Below are 20,788 nucleotides of genomic sequence, written 5' to 3'. Positions count from 1 at the left end.
CTCAATGCTCCAGCATCACGCCTGCCGTGGCGCTCCAGGAGATCCACACCGGATCTTCCCAGGTGATGTCCCGTCGTGCGATGCGGCGTGTGTTTGCGGTCTGCGCCTTGATGATCTGCCCAGTGGGCAATTCAACGTGATACGTGCTGAGATTGCCAAGATAGGCAATGTCCAGAACCTTGCCCTGAAAGGCGTTCGGCATGTCCTCAGGCTTTTCGGTCGAGATACGGATTTTCTCGGGCCGGATCGCCAGATGCGCCTCCTGACCGGCGCTGAAGGTTTTCTGGGTGCTGACGGTGATCGGTTCCAGCCCTTCGGCCCAGTCCAGCTTGTATTCCTCCGCGCCGGAGGGTGTCGCCTTGCCGGTGATGATGTTCACGTCGCCGATAAAATCGGCAACATATACGGAATTCGGGTACTCATAGATATTCGCGGGCGTCGCCACCTGGATGATCCGCCCCTCGTCCATCACCGCCACTCGGGAAGCCACGGTCATCGCCTCTTCCTGGTCATGTGTCACGATGACGAAAGTGGTACCGGTTGTCTCTTGAATATCCATCAGTTCGAACTGCGTGTCCTGCCGCAGCTTCTTGTCCAGCGCCCCAAGCGGCTCGTCGAGCAACAGCAGCTTCGGCGCCTTCGCGAGCGACCGGGCCAGCGCCACGCGCTGCCGCTGACCGCCGGAAATCTGGTGCGGTTTGCGCCCGGCTAATTTCTCAAGCCGCACGAGCTTGAGCATTTCTTCCACGCGCGCCTCGATCTCGGCCTTGCTCTTCTTGTCGCGGCGCAGACCAAAGGCGATGTTGTCCCAGACACTCAGATGCGGGAACAGCGCGTAGGACTGGAACATCATGTTCACGGCCCGCTCGTTCGGCGGCACCGGACCGATATCCTGACCGGCCAATTCGATCTTGCCTTCTGTCACCGTCTCGAACCCGGCAAGCATGCGCATCATCGTCGTCTTGCCGCAGCCCGAAGGGCCCAGCAGCGCGAAGAATTCCTTTTCGAAGATATCCAGCGTCAGATCGTCGATGGCGACGAATTCGCCAAACCGCTTGGTGACGTTCTGAAATCGGATCAGGGGTTTTTCATTGGGATCGTCCCAAGGGGCAAAGACGGTCTGGCTCACGGGTGGGGCATCCCTTTGGTCGTCGAGAGGCATAGAAAAAGGGCGCGGCAATCCAGTGCCGCGCCCCCCAAAGTCGGCATCAGGTGCCCGACTTGATCTTGGTCCACATGCGGGTGACGGTCCGCTGCACCTTCGGGCCATAGGGCGATGTGGTGTAGAGGTTCTGCAGCGTCTCCTCATCGGGATAGATCGCCGTGTCACCGATCACGTCTTCCTCAAGAAACTCCTGAGACGCCTTGTTGCCGTTGGCGTAGTACACGTAGTTCGATGCCGCCGCCATGTTCTGCGCATCCATGATGAAGTTCAGGAAGGTGTGCGCGGCCTCGGGGTTCGGCGCATCAACCGGGATCGCCATGTTGTCGAACCACATCAGCGCACCTTCCTTGGGTGCATAATACTCGATCTCGACACCATTGTCGGCCTCGGCGGCGCGGTCACGGGCCTGCAGGATATCCCCGGACCAGCCAACCGCGACACAGATATCGCCGTTGGCCAGCGCGTTGATGTATTCCGAGCTGTGGAACTTCTGCACGAAGGGCGCGACGGCCGTCAGCACCGGCTCGACCTTGGCGATCACATCCGGGTCCTGGCTATCTGGGTCTTCGCCGATGTAGGCCAGCGTCGCCGGAATGATCTCGGCAGGCGCGTCAAGGAAATGCACGCCGCAGGACGCCAGCTTTTCCATGTTGGCAGGATCAAGCACCATCGCCAGGGAATTCACCGGGGCGTCATCGCCCAGCACTTCCTTGACCTTGTTGATGTTCACACCAAGGCCGGTCGTGCCCCACATGTAGTTGATCGCGTATTCGCCGGTGGGGTCGTACTTCTCAAGGCGCGTCTCGATCACGTCCCACATATTTTCGATGTTGGGCAGCTTGGATTTGTCGAGCTTCTGGAATGCGCCCGCCTGGATCTGCCGCTGCAGGAAAGTGCCCGATGGCACCACCACGTCATAGCCCGAGCCGCCGGCCAGCAGCTTGGTCTCGAGAACCTCGTTGCTGTCGAAGACGTCGTAGATCAGGTCGATGCCGGTCTCTGCCTCGAATTTCTCCAGCAGGCTTTCGTCGATATAGTCGGACCAGTTGTAGACGCGGACCTCGTCAGCCACGGCAGCACCGGCCATCAGGGCGGCAGCCGCGACGCCACCAAGGATACGGTTAATCATGTTTTACTCCCATTCGGTGCCGGGTTTATCCCGGCATTCGCGCAATTTGATCAAGTTTTGCCTCTACCGGCAAGATACTTTATGCTTTCACGCAAGCAACACCTGCGCAAGATGACAGCGCAAGCGCAAAAAATGGGCGGCTCAGGATGAACGTGGACGTATTCACATCGACCAATCCGTTTATGGCAGCGGAGGCGGGCAAGACACCCGCCCATCAGCTTGTCTACGAGAAATTGCGCGCAATGATCCTGTTCGGCGATCTCGCTCCCGGTCAGGCGGTCACGATTCAGGGGCTGACCGCGGAATTGGGCGCAGGCATGACGCCCGTGCGCGAGGCGCTCAGGCGGCTGATTGCCGAAGGCGCTCTGACTCTGCAGGGAAACCGCCGCGTCAGCGTGCCGGTACTCACCCCGGAATGTGTGGATGAGCTTTGTTTTATGCGAAAAACCCTGGAAACGGAGCTTACGCGCCGGGCCACCTCGCGCATCGGAGATGCCCAGCTCAAGGCGATTACGGCATGCGACAACGACCTGAATACCGCCATCGCGCGGGGAGATATCGGCGGCTACCTCACCCACAACTACCGTTTCCACGCGATGATCTACGACTGTGCCCAGGCCGCGATCATGAGCGCGACAGTCGACCGTCTTTGGCTGCGCTTCGGGCCGTCGCTGCGCGTCGTCTGTGGCAGGTTCGGCACCAGCAACCTGCCTGACCGCCACCGCGACCTTCTGGATGCCTTCGCCCAAGGGGACGCCGACGCGGCTGCGATGGCGATGATGGGTGATGTCGAACAGGGCATGCGCCAGATCGAAGCCGCCCTGATCGAGGATTGAGCCGCGCCCTGATTCGATTGACTTCGGATAATTTGATCATATTCTGGCGGCTGAAATCTCCTCCCCTATCAGAAGGCGCCGAATCATGACCGCGATCACCAACCACCTGCCCACGGCCGAGCTTCAGGCGCTGGACGCTGCGCATCACATGCACCCGTTCACAACCGGAAACGACCTGAATGCCAAGGGCGCGCGGGTGATCACGCGGGCCAAGGGGGTCTATCTGACCGACAGCGACGGGAACGAAATCCTCGACGCCATGGCGGGCCTGTGGTGCGTGAACCTTGGCTACGGCCGCCCCGAGATGGGCCAGGTCGCAGCGCGCCAGATGAACGAACTGCCCTTCTATAATACCTTCTTCCAGACAACCCACGTGCCCGCCATCGCGCTGGCCGCGGAGCTGGCCAAGCTGGCGCCCGGCCACCTGAACCACGTCTTTTTTGCCAGTTCAGGGTCCGAAGCGAACGACACCAACCTGCGCATGGTCCGCACCTACTGGGCCGAAAAAGGCCATCCCGAAAAATCCCACGTGATCAGCCGCAAGAACGGTTACCACGGCTCCTCCATGGGCTCCGGTTCTCTCGGCGGTATGACCTACATGCACGCGCAGGGCGGTATGCCGATCCCCGGCATCCATCATATCGGCCAGCCCGACTGGTGGTCCGAAGGCGGCGACCACACGCCCGAGGATTTCGGCCTCGCCCGCGCGAAGGAACTGGAAGAGAAAATCCTCGAACTGGGCGCGGAAAAGGTCGCGGCCTTCATCGCCGAACCCGTGCAGGGTGCCGGTGGCGTGATCGTGCCGCCCAGCACCTATTGGCCCGAGATCCAGCGCATCTGCAAGAAATACGACGTCCTGCTGATCGCAGACGAGGTGATCTGCGGCTTTGGTCGCACCGGCAACTGGTTCGGCTCGAACACGCTCGACATCACGCCGGACATCATGACCATCGCCAAGGGCCTTTCCTCTGGCTACGCGCCCATCGGCGGTTCCATCGTGTCAGACGAGGTGGCCGAGGTGATCAACGCCTGCGAATTCAACCACGGCTACACCTATTCCGGTCACCCGGTCTGTGCCGCCGTGGCGCTGGAAAACCTGCGCATCATGCAGGAGGAAGACATCCTGACCCACGTACGCACCGTCGCGATGCCCGCACTGCATGCAGCCCTTGAGAACCTGCGCGATCACCCGCTTGTCGGCGGCGTGAACGTCTGCGGCATGATGGCCTCGCTGCCGCTCACGCCGCACAAGGAAAGCCGCGCGAAATTCGCGAGCGAAGGTGGCGCGGTCGGCTACATCTGCCGCGAGCATTGCTTCAAGAACAACCTCGTGATGCGCCACGTCGGCGACCGGATGATCATCTCTCCGCCGCTGGTTATCACGCCCGAGGAGCTGGAAGTCTTCGAGAAACGCGCGCGCCAGGCGCTTGATGCGACCTACAAGGACCTCAAGGAAAAGGACATGCTCAAGGCGGCCTCGTAAGGCGGGGTTCCACCCCGCCGCCCGTCCATTGAGAAACACAGGTCGGACGGTCCCGTCCGACCTACAAAGCGCGTAGTCTTTCCAGCACCGCCAGTGATGGATACCCGTCCGGCAACACCCCCTGCGACAGCTGGAACCGCCGCACCGCGTTGATCGTCAGCGGTCCCATCTTCGCGTCGATTTTGACCGTGTCGAACCCCGCCGCAGTCAGCCGCTTCTGCAGCTCAATGCGCTCATCCTTGGTCAGGGCTCTCAACCGGCGCGGCCAGCCCTGTTCAATCGCTGGTCCGCCCGCGATCCGGTCCGCCAGATGGCCAACCCCGATCACGTAGGCATCGGCGGTGTTGTACCTCTCGATCACCCCGAAGTTGGAAAAGATCATGAAGGCCGCCCCTTCGGCCCCGCCGGGGAGCAGGATAGAGGCCACGCCATGGGCGTCATCCAAAGCGCCGGTCACCGGCGTGACGCCCAGCGCAGCCCATGCGCTTGGCAGCCTCAAATCCTCGCGGTCCGCAAGCGTGTGGTCGAACCCTTTCGGAAGCCGCACCTCAATCCCCCACGGTTGCCCCTTCGTCCAGCCGTGATGCTTGAGATAGGCCGCGGTCGAGGCCAGCGCATCGGTCGGATCGTCTTCCCAGATGTTCCGCCTGCCATCCCCGTCGAAATCGACCGCATGGGCCTGATAAGACGACGGCATGAACTGCGTATGCCCCATCGCCCCCGCCCAGCTGCCTTTCATGCGCGCCGCCACCGTGTCGCCGCTCTGCAGGATACGCAGCGCCTGCAGCAGCTCGTTTTCGAAAAACGCCGCACGTCGCGCATCATAGGCCAGCGTGGCCAGCGCGCTCAGGATATCGACCGATCCGCGAAAGGTGCCGTAGGCACTTTCCAGCCCCCAGATCGCAACAACGATCTCTTTCTCGACCCCGTACTGCGCCTCGATCCGATCCAGCGTTGCGTTCCAATTGCCCAGCGCCGCGCGCCCGTTCTCGATCCGCAGGTCCGACACAGCGGTATCGAGGTAGTCCCAGACCGTCTTGGTGAACTCCGCCTGGTTCCGGTCCCGCTTGATGATGTCGGGATCATAGCGCACACCCGACATCGCCCGGTCGAACGTCGCCCCGCTGATCCCGGCGGCAATGGCGCGGGGCCGGAAAGCCTGTACCCAATTGGCAAGCCCACGGTCGCTCATTCGCTGCGCGCCCGCCGCGACAAGGGTGATGCTTGCGGCCCGTTCCATCGGTCTGACCGAGGTTTCCGGCCCCGTCGCCCCCACCGGTACACTTGCGCAGGACAGCGCACATATCGCTGCAAATGAGGTCCGCCAACCCATGCCACGTTCCATTCCTGAAGACTGCTCTGCCGCAGCCTAACCCGGAACGGCCACGCGACAAAGCCCGTCGCATCCTGTCACGCGGTCTTTTGCCTCAGCGCCGGCGCTGGCGCGCGACCTTTCGCTTGATCTTGTCCTTCTTGCGCTTTGCCTTCACCGCCTTGCGCCTTGGCCCGGAACGTCCCGCAGGCGAGCGCCGCTCACCCTGCGGCACCTTGGCTCCCTCAAGCTGAAGCAGTTCCAGCGCGATACCCCCCGTCACCGGCACCGCCTCGGCCAGACGCACAGTCACACGCTGACCCAGACTGATGATCATCCCGGTATCGGCACCCATCAGTGTCTGCGCCTCGCCGTCAAAATGGAAATACTCGTTCCCGATGGAGCGCATCGGCACCAGCCCGTCCGCCCCCGTCTCGTCCAGCTTCACGAAGATGCCGAACCGCGCGATCCCACTGATACGACCCGTGAATTCGTTCCCCACACGCTCCGAAAGATAAGACGCAAGGTAGCGGTCCGTCGTATCCCGTTCCGCCATCATCGACCGCCGCTCGGTGTCCGAGATATGCGCGCCGATCTGCTCAAGCTGGTCATAATCCTCGGGCCGCAGCCCGTCCTTCCCCCAGCCGTGCGCCGCGATCAGCCCGCGATGCACGATCAGGTCCGAATAGCGGCGAATGGGCGAGGTGAAATGCGCGTAAGACCGCAGGGCGAGCCCGAAGTGCCCGATATGCTGCGGCCCGTAATAAGCCTGCGTCATCGACCGCAATGTCGTCAGGTTGATCAGCTCCGCCTCGTCCGTCCCCGCCGCGTCGTGCAGCAGGCGGTTGAGATGCTGGGTCTGCAACACCTGCCCCTTGGCCAGCGTGAAACCCGCCGCCTCGGCCGTCTCGCGCAGGGACTTGATCTTTTCCTGCGTCGGCTCCTCGTGGATGCGGAACAGCAGGGGCACCTTCTTGGACAGCAGCGTCTCGGCGGCGGCGACATTCGCCAGCACCATGAATTCCTCGATCAGCCGGTGCGCATCCAGCCGGTCCTTGAAGTTGATCGACCTGACGGTCCCGTCCTCGTCCAGCACCACGCGCCGCTCCGGCAGGTCCAGATCAAGCGGCTGCCGCGCGTTCCGCGCTTTGACCAGCGCGTGATAGGCGGCATAGAGCGGCCTCAGGACAGGCTCCAGCAGCGGCCCGCAGCGGTCGTTCGGATTGCCGTCGATGGCGTCCTGCACTTCCTCGTAATTCAGCGACGCGGGCGAGCGCATGAGCCCCCGGTGAAAGCTGTGGCTCAGCTTGTTGCCCTTGGCGTCGATCTGCATCCGCACGGCGATACAGGCGCGCGGCACACCTTCGTGCAGGGAACACAGATCACCCGACAGACGATCGGGCAGCATCGGCACCACGCGGTCCGGGAAATAGGTGGAATTGCCCCGCTTGCGCGCCTCGCGGTCAAGGGCCGAGCCGGGCGTGACATAGGCCGCCACATCCGCGATGGCGACCCAGATGATATGCCCACCCTCGTTCTTGGGGTCCTCATCCGCATGGGCGTAGCAGGCATCGTCATGGTCACGCGCGTCTGACGGGTCGATTGTGATCAGCGGCAGGTCGCGCAGGTCCTCGCGGCCCTTGAGCCCCACAGGCTTCTGCGCATCCGCCTCGGCGATCACGTCATCGGGGAACTCGTCCGGGATCCCATGCTGGTGGATGGCGATCAGCGACACCGCCCTGGGGGCCGAAGGATCACCCAGCCGCTCGATGATCCGCGCGCGCGGCAGGCCCATCCGGCCCTTCGGCCCCGCCTGTTCGCCCTCGACCAGCTCACCGTCCTTGGCACCAAAGGTCGCGTCCGCGCCAACGATCCATTCCCGGTCCAGCCCCTTGTCGATGGGCACGATCCGCCCGCCCTCGGCCCCTTTGCGGAAGATACCCAGCACCTTCTTGGGGTTCGTCCCGATCCGGCGGATAAGCCGCGCCTCGTAGTGATGGTCCTGATTCTTGACCAGCGTCAGCCGCGCAAGGATGCGGTCACCTTCGCCCAGCGCCGGGTCCGAGGCACGTGGGATCACCAGCACTACAGGCTCCTTCCCCTCGCCGTGCCATTCCATCGGCTTGGCGAACAAATCACCCTGATTGTCCGGCCCCGTAACCACCAGCACCGACACTGGCGGCAGCCTGTCAGGGTCCTGATAGCTGCGCTTGCGCTTTTCCAGATGCCCCTCGTCTTCCAACTCCTTCAGCACGCGCTTGAGGTCGATACGCGCAGCCCCCTTGATCCCAAAGGCCTTGGCGATATCGCGCTTGGCGGTCAGCGTGGGGTTATGCTCGATCCAGTCGAGGATCTCGGCCTTGGTGGGGATTTTGCTCATGCATTGGAGGTAGCACGGGGTTAGGGGCGCGTCATGGGCAAATCGTCTGCGCTGTCCACATCACGCAGCGTCGCGGCCCGCGCGATGCGATACCCCTTCAGCGTGTCCACGCTGTCAGCAAGCGCATGTTCGCTGGACCACCGAACACCTTGAAGGATGCCTGTCGGCTGGCGTGCTGGGTGCTTCAGCCCGATCAACCAGTATCCCCCGTCCTCCGCCGGGCCAAACACCGCGTCGTGCGCACCCAGTGCAGCGAACGCCTCCGCGATATGCTCCCTGCGAATTCCCGGGATATCACCGCCGATCAGACAGGCTGGCCCCGCCCCCGCCGCCCGCAGCATGCGCGCCATCCGTGCGCCCAGATCGCCGCCGCCCTGCCCCCATCTGGGAAAACGGTGGGGCCAGATGCGGCTCTGCACACCTTCGATATCCGGCGCGACCGCAAGGACAATACGCCACCGTTTGTCCTCGACCCTTCGCAACAGCGCGTTCACCTGATGACGAAACCACCAGGCTGCGCGCACGGTGCCGATATCCCGCGCCAGCCGCGTCTTGACCCACCCGGCGCGCGGCACCTTGACCATGACGATCAGCGTGCGCCTCACAGCGCGCGCACCATGTCCCGGTGCGGAATACCTGCGTCGTCATAGATCCGGCCTGTGGCCACAAAACCGAACCGCGCGTAGAAATCTAGCGCATGTGTCTGCGCCCCAAGCTTGGCCTGCGCGGCTTTCCCTTTCGACACCTCGATGGCCTTCTCGATCAGCGCCGCGCCCAGGCCCGTGCCCCGATGTTCCCGCAGCACACAGACGCGCCCGATCTTCGCCACCTCTCCATCCAGATACACCCGTGCCGTCCCCGCCGGGGCACCGTCGACCACTGCCAGCAGATGCAGGCACTCCGGGTCCAGCCCGTCGATCTCATCCGCCTCCGAAACCCCCTGCTCCTCCATGAAGACCAGCCGCCGCAGCGCGAGGCAGGTCTCCAGATCGTCGGTCAGGGCGACGCTGAAACTCATGCGAAATAGTCGCGCAGGATACGCCCGTAGATCGCCTTGAGCTGATGGATCTGCGCGACCTCCACGTGTTCGTCCACCTGGTGCATCGACTGGCCGACCAGCCCGAATTCCACCACCGGGCAATGCGCCTTGATGAACCGCGCATCCGACGTGCCGCCGGTCGTCGACAGCTCGGGCGTCACACCCGTCTCCGCCTCAACCGCCTTCGCCACCAGCCCTGACAACTCCCCCGGCGGGGTGATGAAGCTTTCCCCGGAAATCTTGATCTTCATCTCGACCTTCACGCCGAATTCGGCGCGAATCTTCTCCACCTCTTCCTCCAGCCATGCCGACAGGCTCGCCCCGCTGTGGGTATCGTTGAACCGAATGTTTACGCAGGACGTACAGGACCCCGGGATCACGTTGTTCGCGGGGTTGCCGGTGTCCACCGTCACCACCGCCAGCGTCGAGGGATCGAAATGCGCGGTCCCCTGATCGAGCTCATGCGAGGCCAGCAGGTCCATCAGCTGCACCATTGCTGGCAGCGGATTGTTCGCGCGGTGCGGATAGGCCGAATGCCCCTGCGTCCCGATCACCTTGAACCAGGCGCTCATCGACCCGCGCCGCCCGATCTTGATCATCTCGCCCATCTTCGACGGGCACGTCGGCTCGCCCACCAGACACACATCCATCCGCTCACCGTGCGCCGCCATGTGATCCAGCAGCGCCGTCGTCCCGTCGACGGCATCGCCTTCCTCGTCGCCCGTGATGGCAAGGATCACCGACCCGTCCGGCGGTGTCTCGCGTACGAAATCCACCGCCGCCGCCGCAAAGGCCGCGACGCCCGATTTCATGTCCGTGGTCCCCCGCCCGTACATCACGCCATCCCTGATCTCGGCCCCGAAGGGCGGCATCGACCAATCCTCTTCCTTGCCGATCGGCACCACGTCCGTGTGCCCGTTGAATCCAAAGGAACGCGTGTTCCCCTTCTTGCCCCAGCGGGCAAAGAGGTTCCGGATACCGCCACGATCCGCCCAGGCACACTCGAACCCCGCCTCGCTCAGCAGCGCCTCCAGCACCTCCAGCGCGCCCTCGTTCGCAGGCGTGACAGAAGCGCAGCGCACCAGTTTCGCGGTCAGCTCGACGGGATCAACGGGGGTCATGGAGGCTCCTAAGCTTATGGGCATGGGTCATTGCCCTGTTTTGTGGCTAAATGCTCCCGGTGCCAAGGGCCGAAGATAAACAAAAGCTTAACAGCATCGCCCCCTGCTGATACCTTGGCGACAACAACAAGGCCAAAGGCTGAGATCGAGGCGGACATGAGAGCGGTGTTCCCCACAAAGCGCCCGAAGGGCGGCCGCTGCGGCATTTCAGAACGCAGATATTTGTCACGGGTCGCTGCCCGATGACATGGCTCGCCCTATGCGATCACGACGAACGCCGCCTGGCACGACGCGGTCTCGGTATCGATAAAAAGGACGCGCCCGTCATCGCGGACGATCCGCAAGCTGAACTGACACGGGGCACCATCGTCTTCGAAACGCGGCTCTCTGCCGACGGGAGACCACAGGTCCTCCTTGCCTACAAGGACAGCTATCCCCAACAGCGCAGCCTGACCTTCCAGGCAATCCCCGGCGGCGGCATCGCCATGGTGCAGGTACAGGGCGACCGCATCAGCCACGCCGCGATCCAGCACGCGACGGCGGGCCGGACGGACGTCGTGCGCATCAGTTATTCCTGGGATACCTCCGCCAGCTGGGGTCGGATGACGCTGGAAAAACCCGAAGACACCACCGTCACCAGCGTCTACATCGACAATCCCTGTCCGCTGACGCTCGAGGATATCCGTGGCCTCATGCTGGGCCGCAGCGACCAGACATTCGCCACCGACATGGTTTTCGCCGCCCTGTCGGACCAGATCGAACCGGTGGGGCCGATGCCGACCCTGCTGCCCGAAACGCCGCTGGCGACGCCCTGGGGCTACAAACCCGCGCGCAAGCTCAGGCGCGGCGATACGGTACTGACCCGGGACGACGGAACCGTTCCCGTGCTGCAATCCGTCAGGCGCACCGTGCCCGCGCGCGGCTCTTACCAGCCGGTGCGCCTGCGGGCACCCTACTTCGGGCTTCAGCAAGATATCATCGTTGCGCCGGACCAGCGGCTGATCATCGACGGGCCGGAGGTGGAGTATCTTTTCAGCCAGGAAGCCGTGCTTGTCCCTGCCCGTCACCTCGTGAACGGCTTTGCCGCGCTCAAGGAACCCTGCGGGCCGACGATCACCTACACGCAGCTTCTGCTGCCGCGGCACGAGACGCTGATCGCCGCAGGCGCCTCGGTCGAGAGCCTCTATATCGGGCGCATCCGGCGCAACAGCGAACACCTGCTTGGCAGCGTGCTGCACGCCTTCGACCGGTCGCTTCTGCCCGAACATCCGCGCCCCGCGTATCACGTCCTGCGGTGGTACGACGCGATCCACCTCGCCCGCAGACGGGCGGGTTGAGGCGATCTTCCTTGTAAGGCGGAAACCTGGAGCCGCCGCGCCTCAATCGAAGAACGGCGTCATCTGCGCAACGATCACCGCGTTCTCGTCCAGCGCGCGCTGCATCAACGCGCGTTCGTCGTCGTCGATCTCCTGCCCCTCGGCCTCGCGTTCGGCAAGCGTGCCGTAGCCCGTGACATCAAGCGGGTTGGTATCCGCCTGTTTGAGGATGGCAACCGTCTCTCGCACCGCTTCCGCCTCATCCACACCGGAGGCGAAACACATCAGTGCGGCCCCGGTGGCCTTTTCCGGCAGACCATCGCCGTGCTTCCTGCCGATCTGAACCAGAAGGGTATAGACCTGCTGTTTCGACTTCTTCTTGGACTTTCCGGCCTCGGACATGAAAAAGGCTGCCTTCTGGGAATGAGAAGGCAGCCCTAGCGCGGATCGGAGAAGTTGAAAAGCCTCAGGCGTCCTTGCGCAGCGCAGTGATGGCCGCGATCAGGATGCAGGCCCCGACGAAGCCCACGAAAAGCTGACCGATCCAGCCGCCCAGCGTCGAGCCAAAGATGAAGACGAGGATCGCGTTGAACAGCATCGCCCCCACGATCCCCATGAAGATGTTGAGCAAGAGCCCGTGATCGCGCTTCATGAACTTCTCGGCCAGCCATCCGGCAAGGCCACCAACGATAAGCGCGGCAAACCATCCAAGACCAGTCATTCGAATTCTCCTGTCATTTGATGACAGCAGAACGCGCAGCCCGCCTGGAAGTTCCGCGTCAGTCGCGCAGCAGCTCGTTGATCGACGTCTTGGAGCGTGTCCGCTCATCCACCCGCTTCACGATCACCGCGCAATACAGGCTCACGTTATTCTTCGACGGCATGGTGCCCGCCACGACGACAGAGCCCGGGGGCACCTCGCCATACATGACCTCGCCGGTTTCGCGGTCCACGATCTTGGTCGACTGGCCGATGAAGACGCCCATGCCCAGCACCGATCCTTCGCGCACGATGCAGCCCTCGACCACCTCCGAACGCGCCCCGATGAAGCAATTGTCCTCGATGATGGTCGGCCCCGCCTGCATCGGCTCCAGCACGCCGCCGATGCCGACGCCACCGGACAGGTGTACATTCTTGCCGATCTGCGCGCAGGAACCGACGGTGGCCCAGGTATCGACCATGGTGCCGCTGTCCACATAGGCGCCGATGTTCACGAAGGACGGCATCAGCACCACGCCGGGCGCGATATAGGCCGACCGGCGCACAACGCAGTTGGGGACAGCGCGAAAGCCCGCCGCCTTCCATTCGTTGTCACCCCAGCCCTTGAACTTGCTGTCGACCTTGTCCCACCAGCCGGCACCCTGCGGGCCGCCTTCCTGATGCTCCATGTCCTTGATCCGGAAACCCAGCAGCACCGCCTTCTTGGCCCACTGGTTCACGTGCCACTTGCCATCGTCCTGCTTTTCCGCCACCCGCAGCTTGCCGCTGTCCAGGGCATTCAGCGTGTCCTCGATCGCCTCTCGGGTCTCGCCCGTCGTGGCAGAGGTAATCTGGTCACGGGTGTCCCATGCGGCTTCGATGGCGGCTTCGAGTTGGGCGTTGGACATGGCGGCGCTCCTGATGCGGGTTGGGTTCCGCGCGCTATACCTTTGCCGTCGCGTCAGCGCAATCGCTCAGCGCCATTTGATCGAACAGCCCATGGACGGTATCTGATGCTCCGGCCCCTTGCCGGTCTCGGCCACCTGCCGCATGGCATTCAGCAGTTCCGGCGCCCGGCTCGACGGATCGTCGCGCATGCCGACATCGTCCAGCCTTCCCCGGTACTGCAGCCCACCGTCGGCATCGAAACCGAAGAAGTCGGGCGTGCAGACTGCACCGTAGGCGCGCGCAACGGACTGATCCTCGTCTACGAGGTAGGGCACGCTCAGCCCGTGCACCTTCGCGAATTCGACCATCCGTTCGGGCGCGTCCGCCGGATACCGGCCGTAATCATTCGACATGATCGCCGCGCACCCGATGCCCAGCGCATCCAGCGTCTTGAGGTCCTTCGCAAGGCGGTCGATCAGCGCGATCACGTAGGGACAGTGGTTACAGATAAACGCGATCAACATCCCTTTCGGACCCATGATGCTGTCGCGGGAATGGCTCTTTCCCGAAGGCGTCAGCAAAGAGAATTCCGGCGCGGGCCAGCCAAAATCACACACCTGGGATTTCGAAAGCATGCCGTCACCTTTCCTGCGGATTTGCATCATCCTCCGGGACGGCGCACAACTGGTCAATCCTCACCCCCCGGAGCGGTGGGAAAAAGGGCCTCTTGATCAGATGATCATTGAAGACGATGCGCGCCATCCCGTCTCGGTACAAAGTCGCAGGTCGCCCCGCTGCAATGAAAGGCCTTGCTGCAGACACTGCACTTCGCCATGTCCTTCAATGCTTCTCCCGTCTTGTCGAAACCATGCTGCTGCGCAATCGCTGCCGCGACGAGGATTTCATGGGTTTGCAAAGCGTTCGGTTCTATCACTTCTGTCTTCCTTGATCTTGGTCTTGCCCCTTGCGCGGAAACTGGCCTCCCCGGGTAAAAATGAACTTAAGCCGGGTGTCATTTCACACCTTCGTGGATTGGCGCGATGCCTCTCGCGAGGCACCTTGCATGTTTATCCGATCCGCGTAACGCTGACCCGACACCGTTTCGGAGACCTTCATGAAAGACGACCCCCGCCGCCATCCGCTGCGTGACGCCCACACCGACATCACGACAGCCGAGGCGATCCCGGATACCCCTCAGTCACGCGCACCCGCCTACCGGCTTGCTTTCACCGACGCTGATTTCATGTGCCGGGACGACCTGCGGCCCGTACGGCTGCAGCTTGAGCTCCTGAAGCCCGAGTTGCTGATGGAGGAACAGGGCATCAAGTCCACGATCGTGCTCTTCGGCGGCGCACGGATACCGGAGCCCTCAAAGAAACACACGGCCCGTACCAAGACGCTGGCGGAGCTGTCGCATTTCTACGACGAAACGCGGGAATTCGCACGGCTGATGACCCTGAAATCACTGGAAAGCGGCGGCAAGGAGGACGTGATCGTCACCGGTGGCGGGCCGGGGGTGATGGAGGCCGGCAATCGCGGCGCCGTGGATGCAGGGGGCCATTCCATCGGGCTCAATATCGTGCTGCCCTTCGAACAGGCCCCGAACGAATACGTGACCCCGGCGCTCTGCTTCAATTTTCACTACTTCGGCATTCGCAAGATGCACTTCCTCATGCGCGCCAAGGCGATCTGCGTCTTTCCGGGCGGCTTCGGGACGATGGATGAATTGTTTGAATCGCTCACACTGATCCAGACCGGTCGGATGCAGCGGGTGCCCTTCCTGCTGTTTGGAAGGGCCTTCTGGGAAAAGATCATCAACTGGGAGGCGCTGGCCGACGCGGGCACCATTTCAGCCGAGGACCTGGACCTCTTCCGCTTCGTGGAAAGCGCGGAGGAGGCGATGAAATTGATCGAGAATTGGGAACCGGGGCCGGCCCGGGACAGGATGCCCGGTCGCTAGCCGCAGCCGGATCAGGCGCTGAATTCTGCCGGCAGCACACCCACCTCGACATGGTGCGGCAGGGTCTCGACCACCTGGCCGTGATCGGTGTCCCTGATCGCGTAACCGTATCCGGCAAGGCGGTGTTTCCATTCACGCGCCGACAGGCAGCTTTCACGCTCCCGCATCACGAGGTCGATAACCTGGCGGGTGATAAACGGATCCTTGTTAAACATGATGGACATCTCTGTGTCTCCTGATTGAGCGGTCTCGGGAAACAATCTGAAATCCGTTCATGGCGGAAGTTTTTCAGAATTGCGGCGACAGCTGGGTCTTTTCGAGAAACTCAGGGAGCCAGACGATACGGCCAATTCTCTATAATTTTTGTTAAAGTTCAGTGCGCTGTGCGGAGCGCTCCGCCCAGTGTTTTTCAAAGTCCCGGATGAAACCGGCCTGTTCTTCCGTGTCCGGGATGGAAACACCGCGCGCCTGGGCGACCCGCGCGATGGCCTCCTCTGCGCTCTGACCAAAGCCTATCAGTGTCGCTGTGGCGATCATGCCGGACCGGCCGATACCCGCACGGCAATGGACAGCCAGGTGTCGGCCCGCCCCGAGCATCTGCAGAATGTCCGCGATCCGCGCGATGAAGCTATGCCGTTCTGGCAGGCAAAAATCCGGGATCGGATGAGAGTGGAAGCGAAGGCCAAGCGCGGCACAGATCGCCGGTTCCTCTCCAACACCGATCTCCTCTGCCTCGTCATCGGGCAGCATGGAAAGCACGTCCGTCACGCCCTCAGCCGCAAGTGCTGCCATTGCGGCGGGAAGATCATGGGGCTGGGGGCAGGGCATGACCCGAAGGCTGCCTTCTGTGCCGGTCGGAATGAGAAAGCTCGGATGCGCCACTCAGGTCGAGATACCCGCCTCGGCCTCGATCTCTCTGCGCGACTTGCGCGCGCGCTCGGTGGCCGATTTGAGCTGCCCGCAGGCCGCCATGATATCCTCCCCCCGCGGCGTACGGATGGGCGAGGCATAGCCGGCCTTGTAGATGATATCCGCAAACCGCCGGATGCGGTTGTTCGACGACCGCTTGTAAGGCGCGCCTGGCCATTCGTTGAAGGGAATGAGGTTGATCTTGGCCGGAATGCCCTCGATCAGCTTGATCAGCCGGTGCGCGTCCTCGTCGCTGTCGTTCACCCCGTCGAGCATGACGTACTCAAACGTGATCCGCTCCGAGTTCGACACCTTCGGATAGGTCTTGAGCGCTTCGAGCAGTTCCGCGATGTTCCAGCGTTTGTTGATCGGCACCAGCTTGTCCCGCACCTCGTCCGTGGTGGCGTGGAAGGATACCGCCAGCTGACAGCCGATTTCCTCTGCCGTACGGGCAATCTCTGGCACGACGCCCGAGGTCGACAGCGTGATCCGGCGACGGGACAACTGGATGCCTTCCGCATCCATGGCGATCTTCATCGCATCACGCACGTTCTCGAAGTTGTAAAGCGGCTCGCCCATGCCCATCAGCACGATGTTCGACAAAAGCCGCGTCTCGTCCTTGGGCGCGCCGATCTCGGGCCATTCCCCCAGATCGTCGCGGACCACCATAACCTGCCCGATGATCTCGGCCGCCGTCAGGTTGCGCACCAGCTTCTGCGTGCCGGTATGACAAAAGGAACAGGTCAGCGTGCAGCCCACTTGCGAGGACACGCAAAGCGTACCGCGCCCCTCTTCGGGAATATAAACGATCTCGACCTCATGCCCCCCCGCGATCCGCACGAGGTACTTGCGCGTGCCATCCTCGCTGACCTGCCGGGTCACCACTTCGGGCACCTCGATCACGAACTGCTCGGCCAGTTGCGCCCGGTAGGTCTTGGCAAGGTTCGTCATCGCGGCAAAGTCGCGCACGCCCCACTGGTAGATCCACTGCCAGATCTGTCCGACGCGCATCTTCGCCTGCTTTTCCGGCGTGCCATGGGCGATCAAAACCTCACGCATCCGCTCGCGGGTCAGCCCGACAAGGTTCACGGGCCCCTCCGGCAGCTTGCGCGGAATGGTGTGGACATCCTGTGTGATCGGTGCGGTGGCGGACATAGGGCGACTCAGGCTTGCGGTGATGGGTCTCTATATAGGACAGCGCGGCATTTGCAAAAGAGGATGGTAAGGGTTCCCTTACTTGATCGGTTTCCCGCAACAAGCGAAACTGCCGGGCATTCAACAGACCTATTCCAACGTGTTCCGATGACCGGGCAGGGCGTCGCCGCTGAGCGATAGCTCATGCCCGCTCCGCCGGGGCACTTTATCTCAGGAGGCTCCCATGCCCCTATTCATCGGATTGGCTTTTACCCTTTTGACCTCGGCGGTCGTGATCTACGGCGACTACCTTATCAAGGTTGCCGCTGACGACGGGCACCCCATGATATCGCCGCTCGTTCTTCTGGGCTGCGTGCTCTACGCCTTCTCGGCGATCCTGTGGTTCTTCGCCCTGCGTCACGTGACGCTGTCACAGGCAGGCGTCGCCTTTTCCATGCTCACGCTGCTCGCGCTCTGCGCGATCGGCGTTTTTCACTTCGGAGAGAAACTGGAATGGCGCGAAGTCGCCGGGATCGGCTGCGCACTACTTGCAATGGTGCTGATGATGCGCATCGCCTGAGCGCGCGGCGCGTCAGCCGCCGCAGCGCTTGGCGGCATCCTCGACCGCGGCGGTAAAGCCAAGCAGGCTGAAGGTATCCTTCGTATTCGTGCCGCGCCCTGACCGGCCGCTCAGCACCGCCGTAGCACCCCGTTTCATCGCAGTGATGATCTTGGAATCGTCATCCGTGGTCGCGGGCCAGGCCCACTCCCCTTCGGTAAACAGCTCGAAATTCGTGCCGGAGATTTCCATGGTCACGGTAGAGCCCGACGCAAAGGGATAGCCACCGGTAAAGGCCACCTGGCCGTTCGCACCGGCTGCAGGACGGTAGAAAACCATCAACAGCGTTTGACCCCGGTTCACCGCCACGACACGCCCGTCGCGCGAATTCACGGTCTCCTTTGGCGTCGAGACCCCCCAGCATTCGGTTGGGTTGTCTTCTACGAATACGCTCCAGTCGGTCTTGGCCGCCACCCGGTTCGTGCTCTGCTCCTGCGCGACTGCACTTGTTGCCATCAGGGCGGAAACCCCGATTGCGCACCCAATCGTTTTCATCATTCCCATTGTACAGCCTCCAAGCTGTCCTTGACCTCAATACCTATCCAGACACCCGTTGGCGGTGCTTTGCTTACCGCTCTTTTTCCAAGTGCCTGTTATCTTTTCGACAAAGAACATATTAACTTCAAACAGGCGACAGACGAAACCCTGATTGGCAGGTTTTCGCTTAAATTAAAGGTGAATAATGACGCAAGCAGCTCCCTTCGCGGAAATCTGGCGCGGACCGTTCCTGGAGAGCGTCCACAAAGGACATGCGGTGATCTGCGACAATACCGGCCAGATCGTCGAAGCCTGGGGCGACCCCGGGCGCGTCATTCTTCCGCGCTCATCCTCGAAGATGATCCAGGCGCTGCCGCTGATCGAATCCGGTGCCGCCGACGCGCGCGGCCTGACCACGGAACAGCTTGCGCTGGCCTGTGCATCTCACAATGGCGCCGCGATCCATACGGAGCGGGTGAACGTCTGGATGTCGGATCTGGGCCTCAGCGACGACGACTTCCGCTGCGGCCCGCAGGAACCCGACGACCGGCCCGCGCGGGACGCGCTGATCCGGGCACATGAGGAACCCTGCCAGGTGCACAACAATTGCTCGGGCAAACACGCGGGTTTCCTGACGCTCAGCCAGCACCTTGGCGGCGATGCCGAATACATCGACCCGAACCATCCCGTTCAGAAAGCCTGCCTCGAAGCCTTCGAGCGCACGACCGGCGAAACCTCCCCCGGTTACGGCATCGACGGCTGTTCGGCCCCGAACTTCGCCTGCAGCCTGCACGGCATGGCCCGTGCCATGGCCCATTTCGCCGCCGCGCCCGACGGCTCGGCCGAGGCGCGCCTGCATCAGGCCATGCGCCTGCACCCCGACCTGGTCGCCGGAGAGGGCCGCGCCTGCACCGAACTGATGCGCGCCATGGACGGCAAGGTCGCGCTCAAAACCGGAGCGGAGGGGTTCTTCATCGCCATCCTGCCCGAGCGGAAACTGGGCATCGCCGTGAAAGCCGCCTGCGGCACGACGCGCGCGGCGGAATGCGCCATTGCAGCGCTTCTCGTGAGGCTTGGCGCGCTGGACGCCAATCATCCCGCAACACGCAAGCGCCTCAACGCGCCGATCCTGAACCGCCGGAACATCGAAACCGGCACTCTGAGACCGGCAAGCGGCCTGCTTTGACGGCTGCGGCGGGGGAAAACCCCGCCTTACATCTCGACGATTGGCGCCACCTCTGCCGTGCCGCTGCCGTCCGCGACCATCGGACAGGCCGCCGCCATCTTGCACGCCGCTTCGATGTCATCCGCGCGGAGGATCGTGAAGCCCGACAGCGGGTTCGCCCCGCCGTTGTCCTCGACGCCCTTTGCACTGACGGTCTTCGACTTGCCCACCGGGTTGCCGGGATGCACGACGCTGTCCCCAAGGTCCTTGTACCAGGTCTCCCAGGCCGCCATGACCCGCGCCCCCTCCTCCGGTGTCTCGGGCATCTTGCCACCGTGATAGGCCAACATGAAATCGGGCATTTCTCTTCCTCCTCTCAGGGTTTGCGTTCGTCGGACAAAAGTCGCGAAAGCCTGCCAAGCGGTCCGGCCCAGCCGCGCGCATGCTGTGCCGCGATATCGTCGCTGGCCAACTCCCGGTGATCCACTTCCAGCTTCGCGCCCACGCCGGTCTCGCTGATGGTAAAGGTCACGTGGCTCTCGGGCCCGCGCTTGTCCTCGTCATCGTGCCAGGCCCAGGTGAAACCGATGCTGCGGGGCCGGTTGACCAGCGTCACTTGCCCCGACAGCTTGTAGCGGTTGCCCTCCTCGCTACGCATGTCCGCGAACCAGGGTCCGGTGCGGCTGAAATCGATGTTCTCGTCGGTAAAGGTCCAGCCATCGTGGCCCCACCAGCGGATCAGTTCCGCCCGCGTGCTGACCACGTCGAACAACCGTTCCGGCGTAACGGCGAACTCGCGCTCGAGATGAATGTCACTCATCGACCAAATCCCTGTCCTCGGCGAGCACGGCCTCAAGCCGGTCGAGGCTCGCCGCCCAAAAGCTGCGGTGAAGCGTGGTCCAATCCGCAATCGCACGCACCGACTCAGGCGCGACGCGGTAGTACCGCTTCGTCCCCTCGGCCCGCTGCGTCACCAGTCCAGCCTCACGCAGCACCTTCAAGTGCCGCGATACCGCGGGCGCCGACATTCCTGCATCCGAGACAAGCGCCGCGACGGGCAGTTCGCCCTGCTGCATGAGCTTTTCCACCACGCTCAGGCGGGTCGGATCGGAAAGGGCAGCGAAAGTGCGGGCCATGTCTTGCATGGCCTTGATAT

At 62.9% G+C, this 20,788-nt stretch carries 24 protein-coding genes; 6 read left to right on the top strand and 18 right to left on the bottom strand.

Features of this window, described 5'->3' with window-relative positions:
• Position 1 precedes the first annotated feature (1 nt).
• Together AB2B41_RS00500 and AB2B41_RS00495 are read right to left on the bottom strand one after the other, a co-directional pair.
• Complete coding sequence (locus AB2B41_RS00500; protein ID WP_420014274.1) at positions 2–1,162, bottom strand: ABC transporter ATP-binding protein; 1,161 nt, start codon at positions 1,160–1,162, stop codon at positions 2–4.
• A 46-nt stretch (positions 1,163–1,208) separates the two neighbouring features.
• Complete coding sequence (locus tag AB2B41_RS00495) at positions 1,209–2,294, bottom strand: polyamine ABC transporter substrate-binding protein (RefSeq protein ID WP_367875769.1); 1,086 nt, start codon at positions 2,292–2,294, stop codon at positions 1,209–1,211.
• Between the two features lie 146 nt (positions 2,295–2,440).
• Between AB2B41_RS00495 and AB2B41_RS00490 the strand changes: the two genes are divergently transcribed.
• Together AB2B41_RS00490 and AB2B41_RS00485 are read left to right on the top strand one after the other, a co-directional pair.
• Positions 2,441–3,130 (top strand): GntR family transcriptional regulator, encoded by a 690-nt coding sequence (locus AB2B41_RS00490; protein WP_367875768.1) that lies wholly within the window; start codon positions 2,441–2,443, stop codon positions 3,128–3,130.
• Positions 3,131–3,215: 85 nt separating this feature from the next.
• A complete protein-coding gene (locus tag AB2B41_RS00485; protein WP_367875767.1) occupies positions 3,216–4,613 on the top strand; it encodes an aspartate aminotransferase family protein in 1,398 nt (465 codons plus the stop codon).
• A 61-nt stretch (positions 4,614–4,674) separates the two neighbouring features.
• Here the strand turns inward: AB2B41_RS00485 and AB2B41_RS00480 are convergent, their stop codons facing one another.
• The 5 genes from AB2B41_RS00480 to dapE form a co-directional block, all read right to left on the bottom strand.
• Positions 4,675–5,853: a lytic murein transglycosylase gene (locus AB2B41_RS00480; protein ID WP_367875766.1), complete on the bottom strand. Its 1,179-nt coding sequence runs from the start codon at positions 5,851–5,853 to the stop codon at positions 4,675–4,677.
• 187 nt (positions 5,854–6,040) lie between these two features.
• On the bottom strand, positions 6,041–8,305 hold the full coding sequence (gene rnr, locus AB2B41_RS00475; protein ID WP_367875765.1) for a ribonuclease R: 2,265 nt from the start codon (positions 8,303–8,305) through the stop codon (positions 6,041–6,043).
• Positions 8,306–8,325: 20 nt separating this feature from the next.
• Complete coding sequence (locus AB2B41_RS00470; protein WP_367875764.1) at positions 8,326–8,910, bottom strand: TIGR04282 family arsenosugar biosynthesis glycosyltransferase; 585 nt, start codon at positions 8,908–8,910, stop codon at positions 8,326–8,328.
• Positions 8,907–9,323: a GNAT family N-acetyltransferase gene (locus tag AB2B41_RS00465; protein ID WP_367875763.1), complete on the bottom strand. Its 417-nt coding sequence runs from the start codon at positions 9,321–9,323 to the stop codon at positions 8,907–8,909. The genes AB2B41_RS00470 and AB2B41_RS00465 overlap by 4 nt, the downstream gene beginning before the upstream one ends.
• Positions 9,320–10,465 (bottom strand): succinyl-diaminopimelate desuccinylase, encoded by a 1,146-nt coding sequence (gene dapE, locus AB2B41_RS00460; protein WP_367875762.1) that lies wholly within the window; start codon positions 10,463–10,465, stop codon positions 9,320–9,322. The genes AB2B41_RS00465 and dapE overlap by 4 nt, the downstream gene beginning before the upstream one ends.
• Before the next feature lie 242 nt (positions 10,466–10,707).
• On the opposite strand from dapE, the gene AB2B41_RS00455 reads away from it, so the two are divergent.
• On the top strand, positions 10,708–11,802 hold the full coding sequence (locus tag AB2B41_RS00455; RefSeq protein WP_367875761.1) for a Hint domain-containing protein: 1,095 nt from the start codon (positions 10,708–10,710) through the stop codon (positions 11,800–11,802).
• Between the two features lie 42 nt (positions 11,803–11,844).
• On the opposite strand, the gene AB2B41_RS00450 is transcribed toward AB2B41_RS00455, so the two are convergent.
• The 4 genes from AB2B41_RS00450 to AB2B41_RS00435 form a co-directional block, all read right to left on the bottom strand.
• Positions 11,845–12,183, bottom strand: coding sequence for a hypothetical protein (locus AB2B41_RS00450; protein ID WP_367875760.1), 339 nt, complete (start codon positions 12,181–12,183; stop codon positions 11,845–11,847).
• Between the two features lie 64 nt (positions 12,184–12,247).
• Positions 12,248–12,502, bottom strand: coding sequence for a GlsB/YeaQ/YmgE family stress response membrane protein (locus AB2B41_RS00445; protein WP_367875759.1), 255 nt, complete (start codon positions 12,500–12,502; stop codon positions 12,248–12,250).
• A 58-nt stretch (positions 12,503–12,560) separates the two neighbouring features.
• The gene (gene dapD, locus AB2B41_RS00440) at positions 12,561–13,388 is read right to left on the bottom strand and encodes a 2,3,4,5-tetrahydropyridine-2,6-dicarboxylate N-succinyltransferase (RefSeq protein WP_367875758.1); all 828 of its coding nucleotides are present in this window, start codon (positions 13,386–13,388) and stop codon (positions 12,561–12,563) included.
• Between the two features lie 66 nt (positions 13,389–13,454).
• Positions 13,455–14,003 carry a thioredoxin family protein gene (locus tag AB2B41_RS00435; protein ID WP_367875757.1) on the bottom strand — a complete coding sequence of 183 codons (549 nt, stop codon included), beginning with the start codon at positions 14,001–14,003 and terminating at the stop codon, positions 13,455–13,457.
• Between the two features lie 479 nt (positions 14,004–14,482).
• Between AB2B41_RS00435 and AB2B41_RS00430 the strand changes: the two genes are divergently transcribed.
• Entirely contained in the window at positions 14,483–15,328 is an 846-nt protein-coding gene (locus tag AB2B41_RS00430; RefSeq protein ID WP_367875756.1) for an LOG family protein, read from the top strand.
• 11 nt (positions 15,329–15,339) lie between these two features.
• On the opposite strand, the gene AB2B41_RS00425 is transcribed toward AB2B41_RS00430, so the two are convergent.
• From AB2B41_RS00425 to rlmN, 3 genes are all read right to left on the bottom strand, one after another.
• Complete coding sequence (locus AB2B41_RS00425; RefSeq protein ID WP_367875755.1) at positions 15,340–15,552, bottom strand: hypothetical protein; 213 nt, start codon at positions 15,550–15,552, stop codon at positions 15,340–15,342.
• Positions 15,553–15,694: 142 nt separating this feature from the next.
• Positions 15,695–16,120 carry a phosphatase domain-containing putative toxin gene (locus tag AB2B41_RS00420; RefSeq protein WP_367875754.1) on the bottom strand — a complete coding sequence of 142 codons (426 nt, stop codon included), beginning with the start codon at positions 16,118–16,120 and terminating at the stop codon, positions 15,695–15,697.
• 90 nt (positions 16,121–16,210) lie between these two features.
• A complete protein-coding gene (rlmN, locus tag AB2B41_RS00415) occupies positions 16,211–17,392 on the bottom strand; it encodes a dual-specificity RNA methyltransferase RlmN (RefSeq protein ID WP_367875753.1) in 1,182 nt (393 codons plus the stop codon).
• A 223-nt stretch (positions 17,393–17,615) separates the two neighbouring features.
• On the opposite strand from rlmN, the gene AB2B41_RS00410 reads away from it, so the two are divergent.
• Positions 17,616–17,951 (top strand): EamA family transporter, encoded by a 336-nt coding sequence (locus tag AB2B41_RS00410; protein ID WP_367875752.1) that lies wholly within the window; start codon positions 17,616–17,618, stop codon positions 17,949–17,951.
• Positions 17,952–17,963: 12 nt separating this feature from the next.
• On the opposite strand, the gene AB2B41_RS00405 is transcribed toward AB2B41_RS00410, so the two are convergent.
• On the bottom strand, positions 17,964–18,494 hold the full coding sequence (locus AB2B41_RS00405; protein ID WP_367875751.1) for an invasion associated locus B family protein: 531 nt from the start codon (positions 18,492–18,494) through the stop codon (positions 17,964–17,966).
• 178 nt (positions 18,495–18,672) lie between these two features.
• On the opposite strand from AB2B41_RS00405, the gene AB2B41_RS00400 reads away from it, so the two are divergent.
• Positions 18,673–19,653 (top strand): asparaginase, encoded by a 981-nt coding sequence (locus tag AB2B41_RS00400; protein WP_367875750.1) that lies wholly within the window; start codon positions 18,673–18,675, stop codon positions 19,651–19,653.
• Between the two features lie 26 nt (positions 19,654–19,679).
• On the opposite strand, the gene AB2B41_RS00395 is transcribed toward AB2B41_RS00400, so the two are convergent.
• From AB2B41_RS00395 to AB2B41_RS00385, 3 genes are read right to left on the bottom strand one after another with little or no spacing between them, the layout of a single operon-like run.
• Entirely contained in the window at positions 19,680–19,994 is a 315-nt protein-coding gene (locus AB2B41_RS00395; protein WP_367875749.1) for a YciI family protein, read from the bottom strand.
• Between the two features lie 14 nt (positions 19,995–20,008).
• The gene (locus AB2B41_RS00390; RefSeq protein WP_367875748.1) at positions 20,009–20,452 is read right to left on the bottom strand and encodes an SRPBCC family protein; all 444 of its coding nucleotides are present in this window, start codon (positions 20,450–20,452) and stop codon (positions 20,009–20,011) included.
• Entirely contained in the window at positions 20,445–20,768 is a 324-nt protein-coding gene (locus tag AB2B41_RS00385) for an ArsR/SmtB family transcription factor (protein ID WP_420014273.1), read from the bottom strand. The genes AB2B41_RS00390 and AB2B41_RS00385 overlap by 8 nt, the downstream gene beginning before the upstream one ends.
• Between the last annotated feature and the right edge of the window lie 20 nt (positions 20,769–20,788).

It is taken from the genome of Sulfitobacter sediminis, from assembly GCF_040811725.1.
GTDB lineage: Bacteria > Pseudomonadota > Alphaproteobacteria > Rhodobacterales > Rhodobacteraceae > Sulfitobacter > Sulfitobacter sediminis.
The sequence above is the reverse complement of the archived record's forward strand: the minus strand, read 5'-3'. Positions and strand labels throughout refer to the sequence as shown.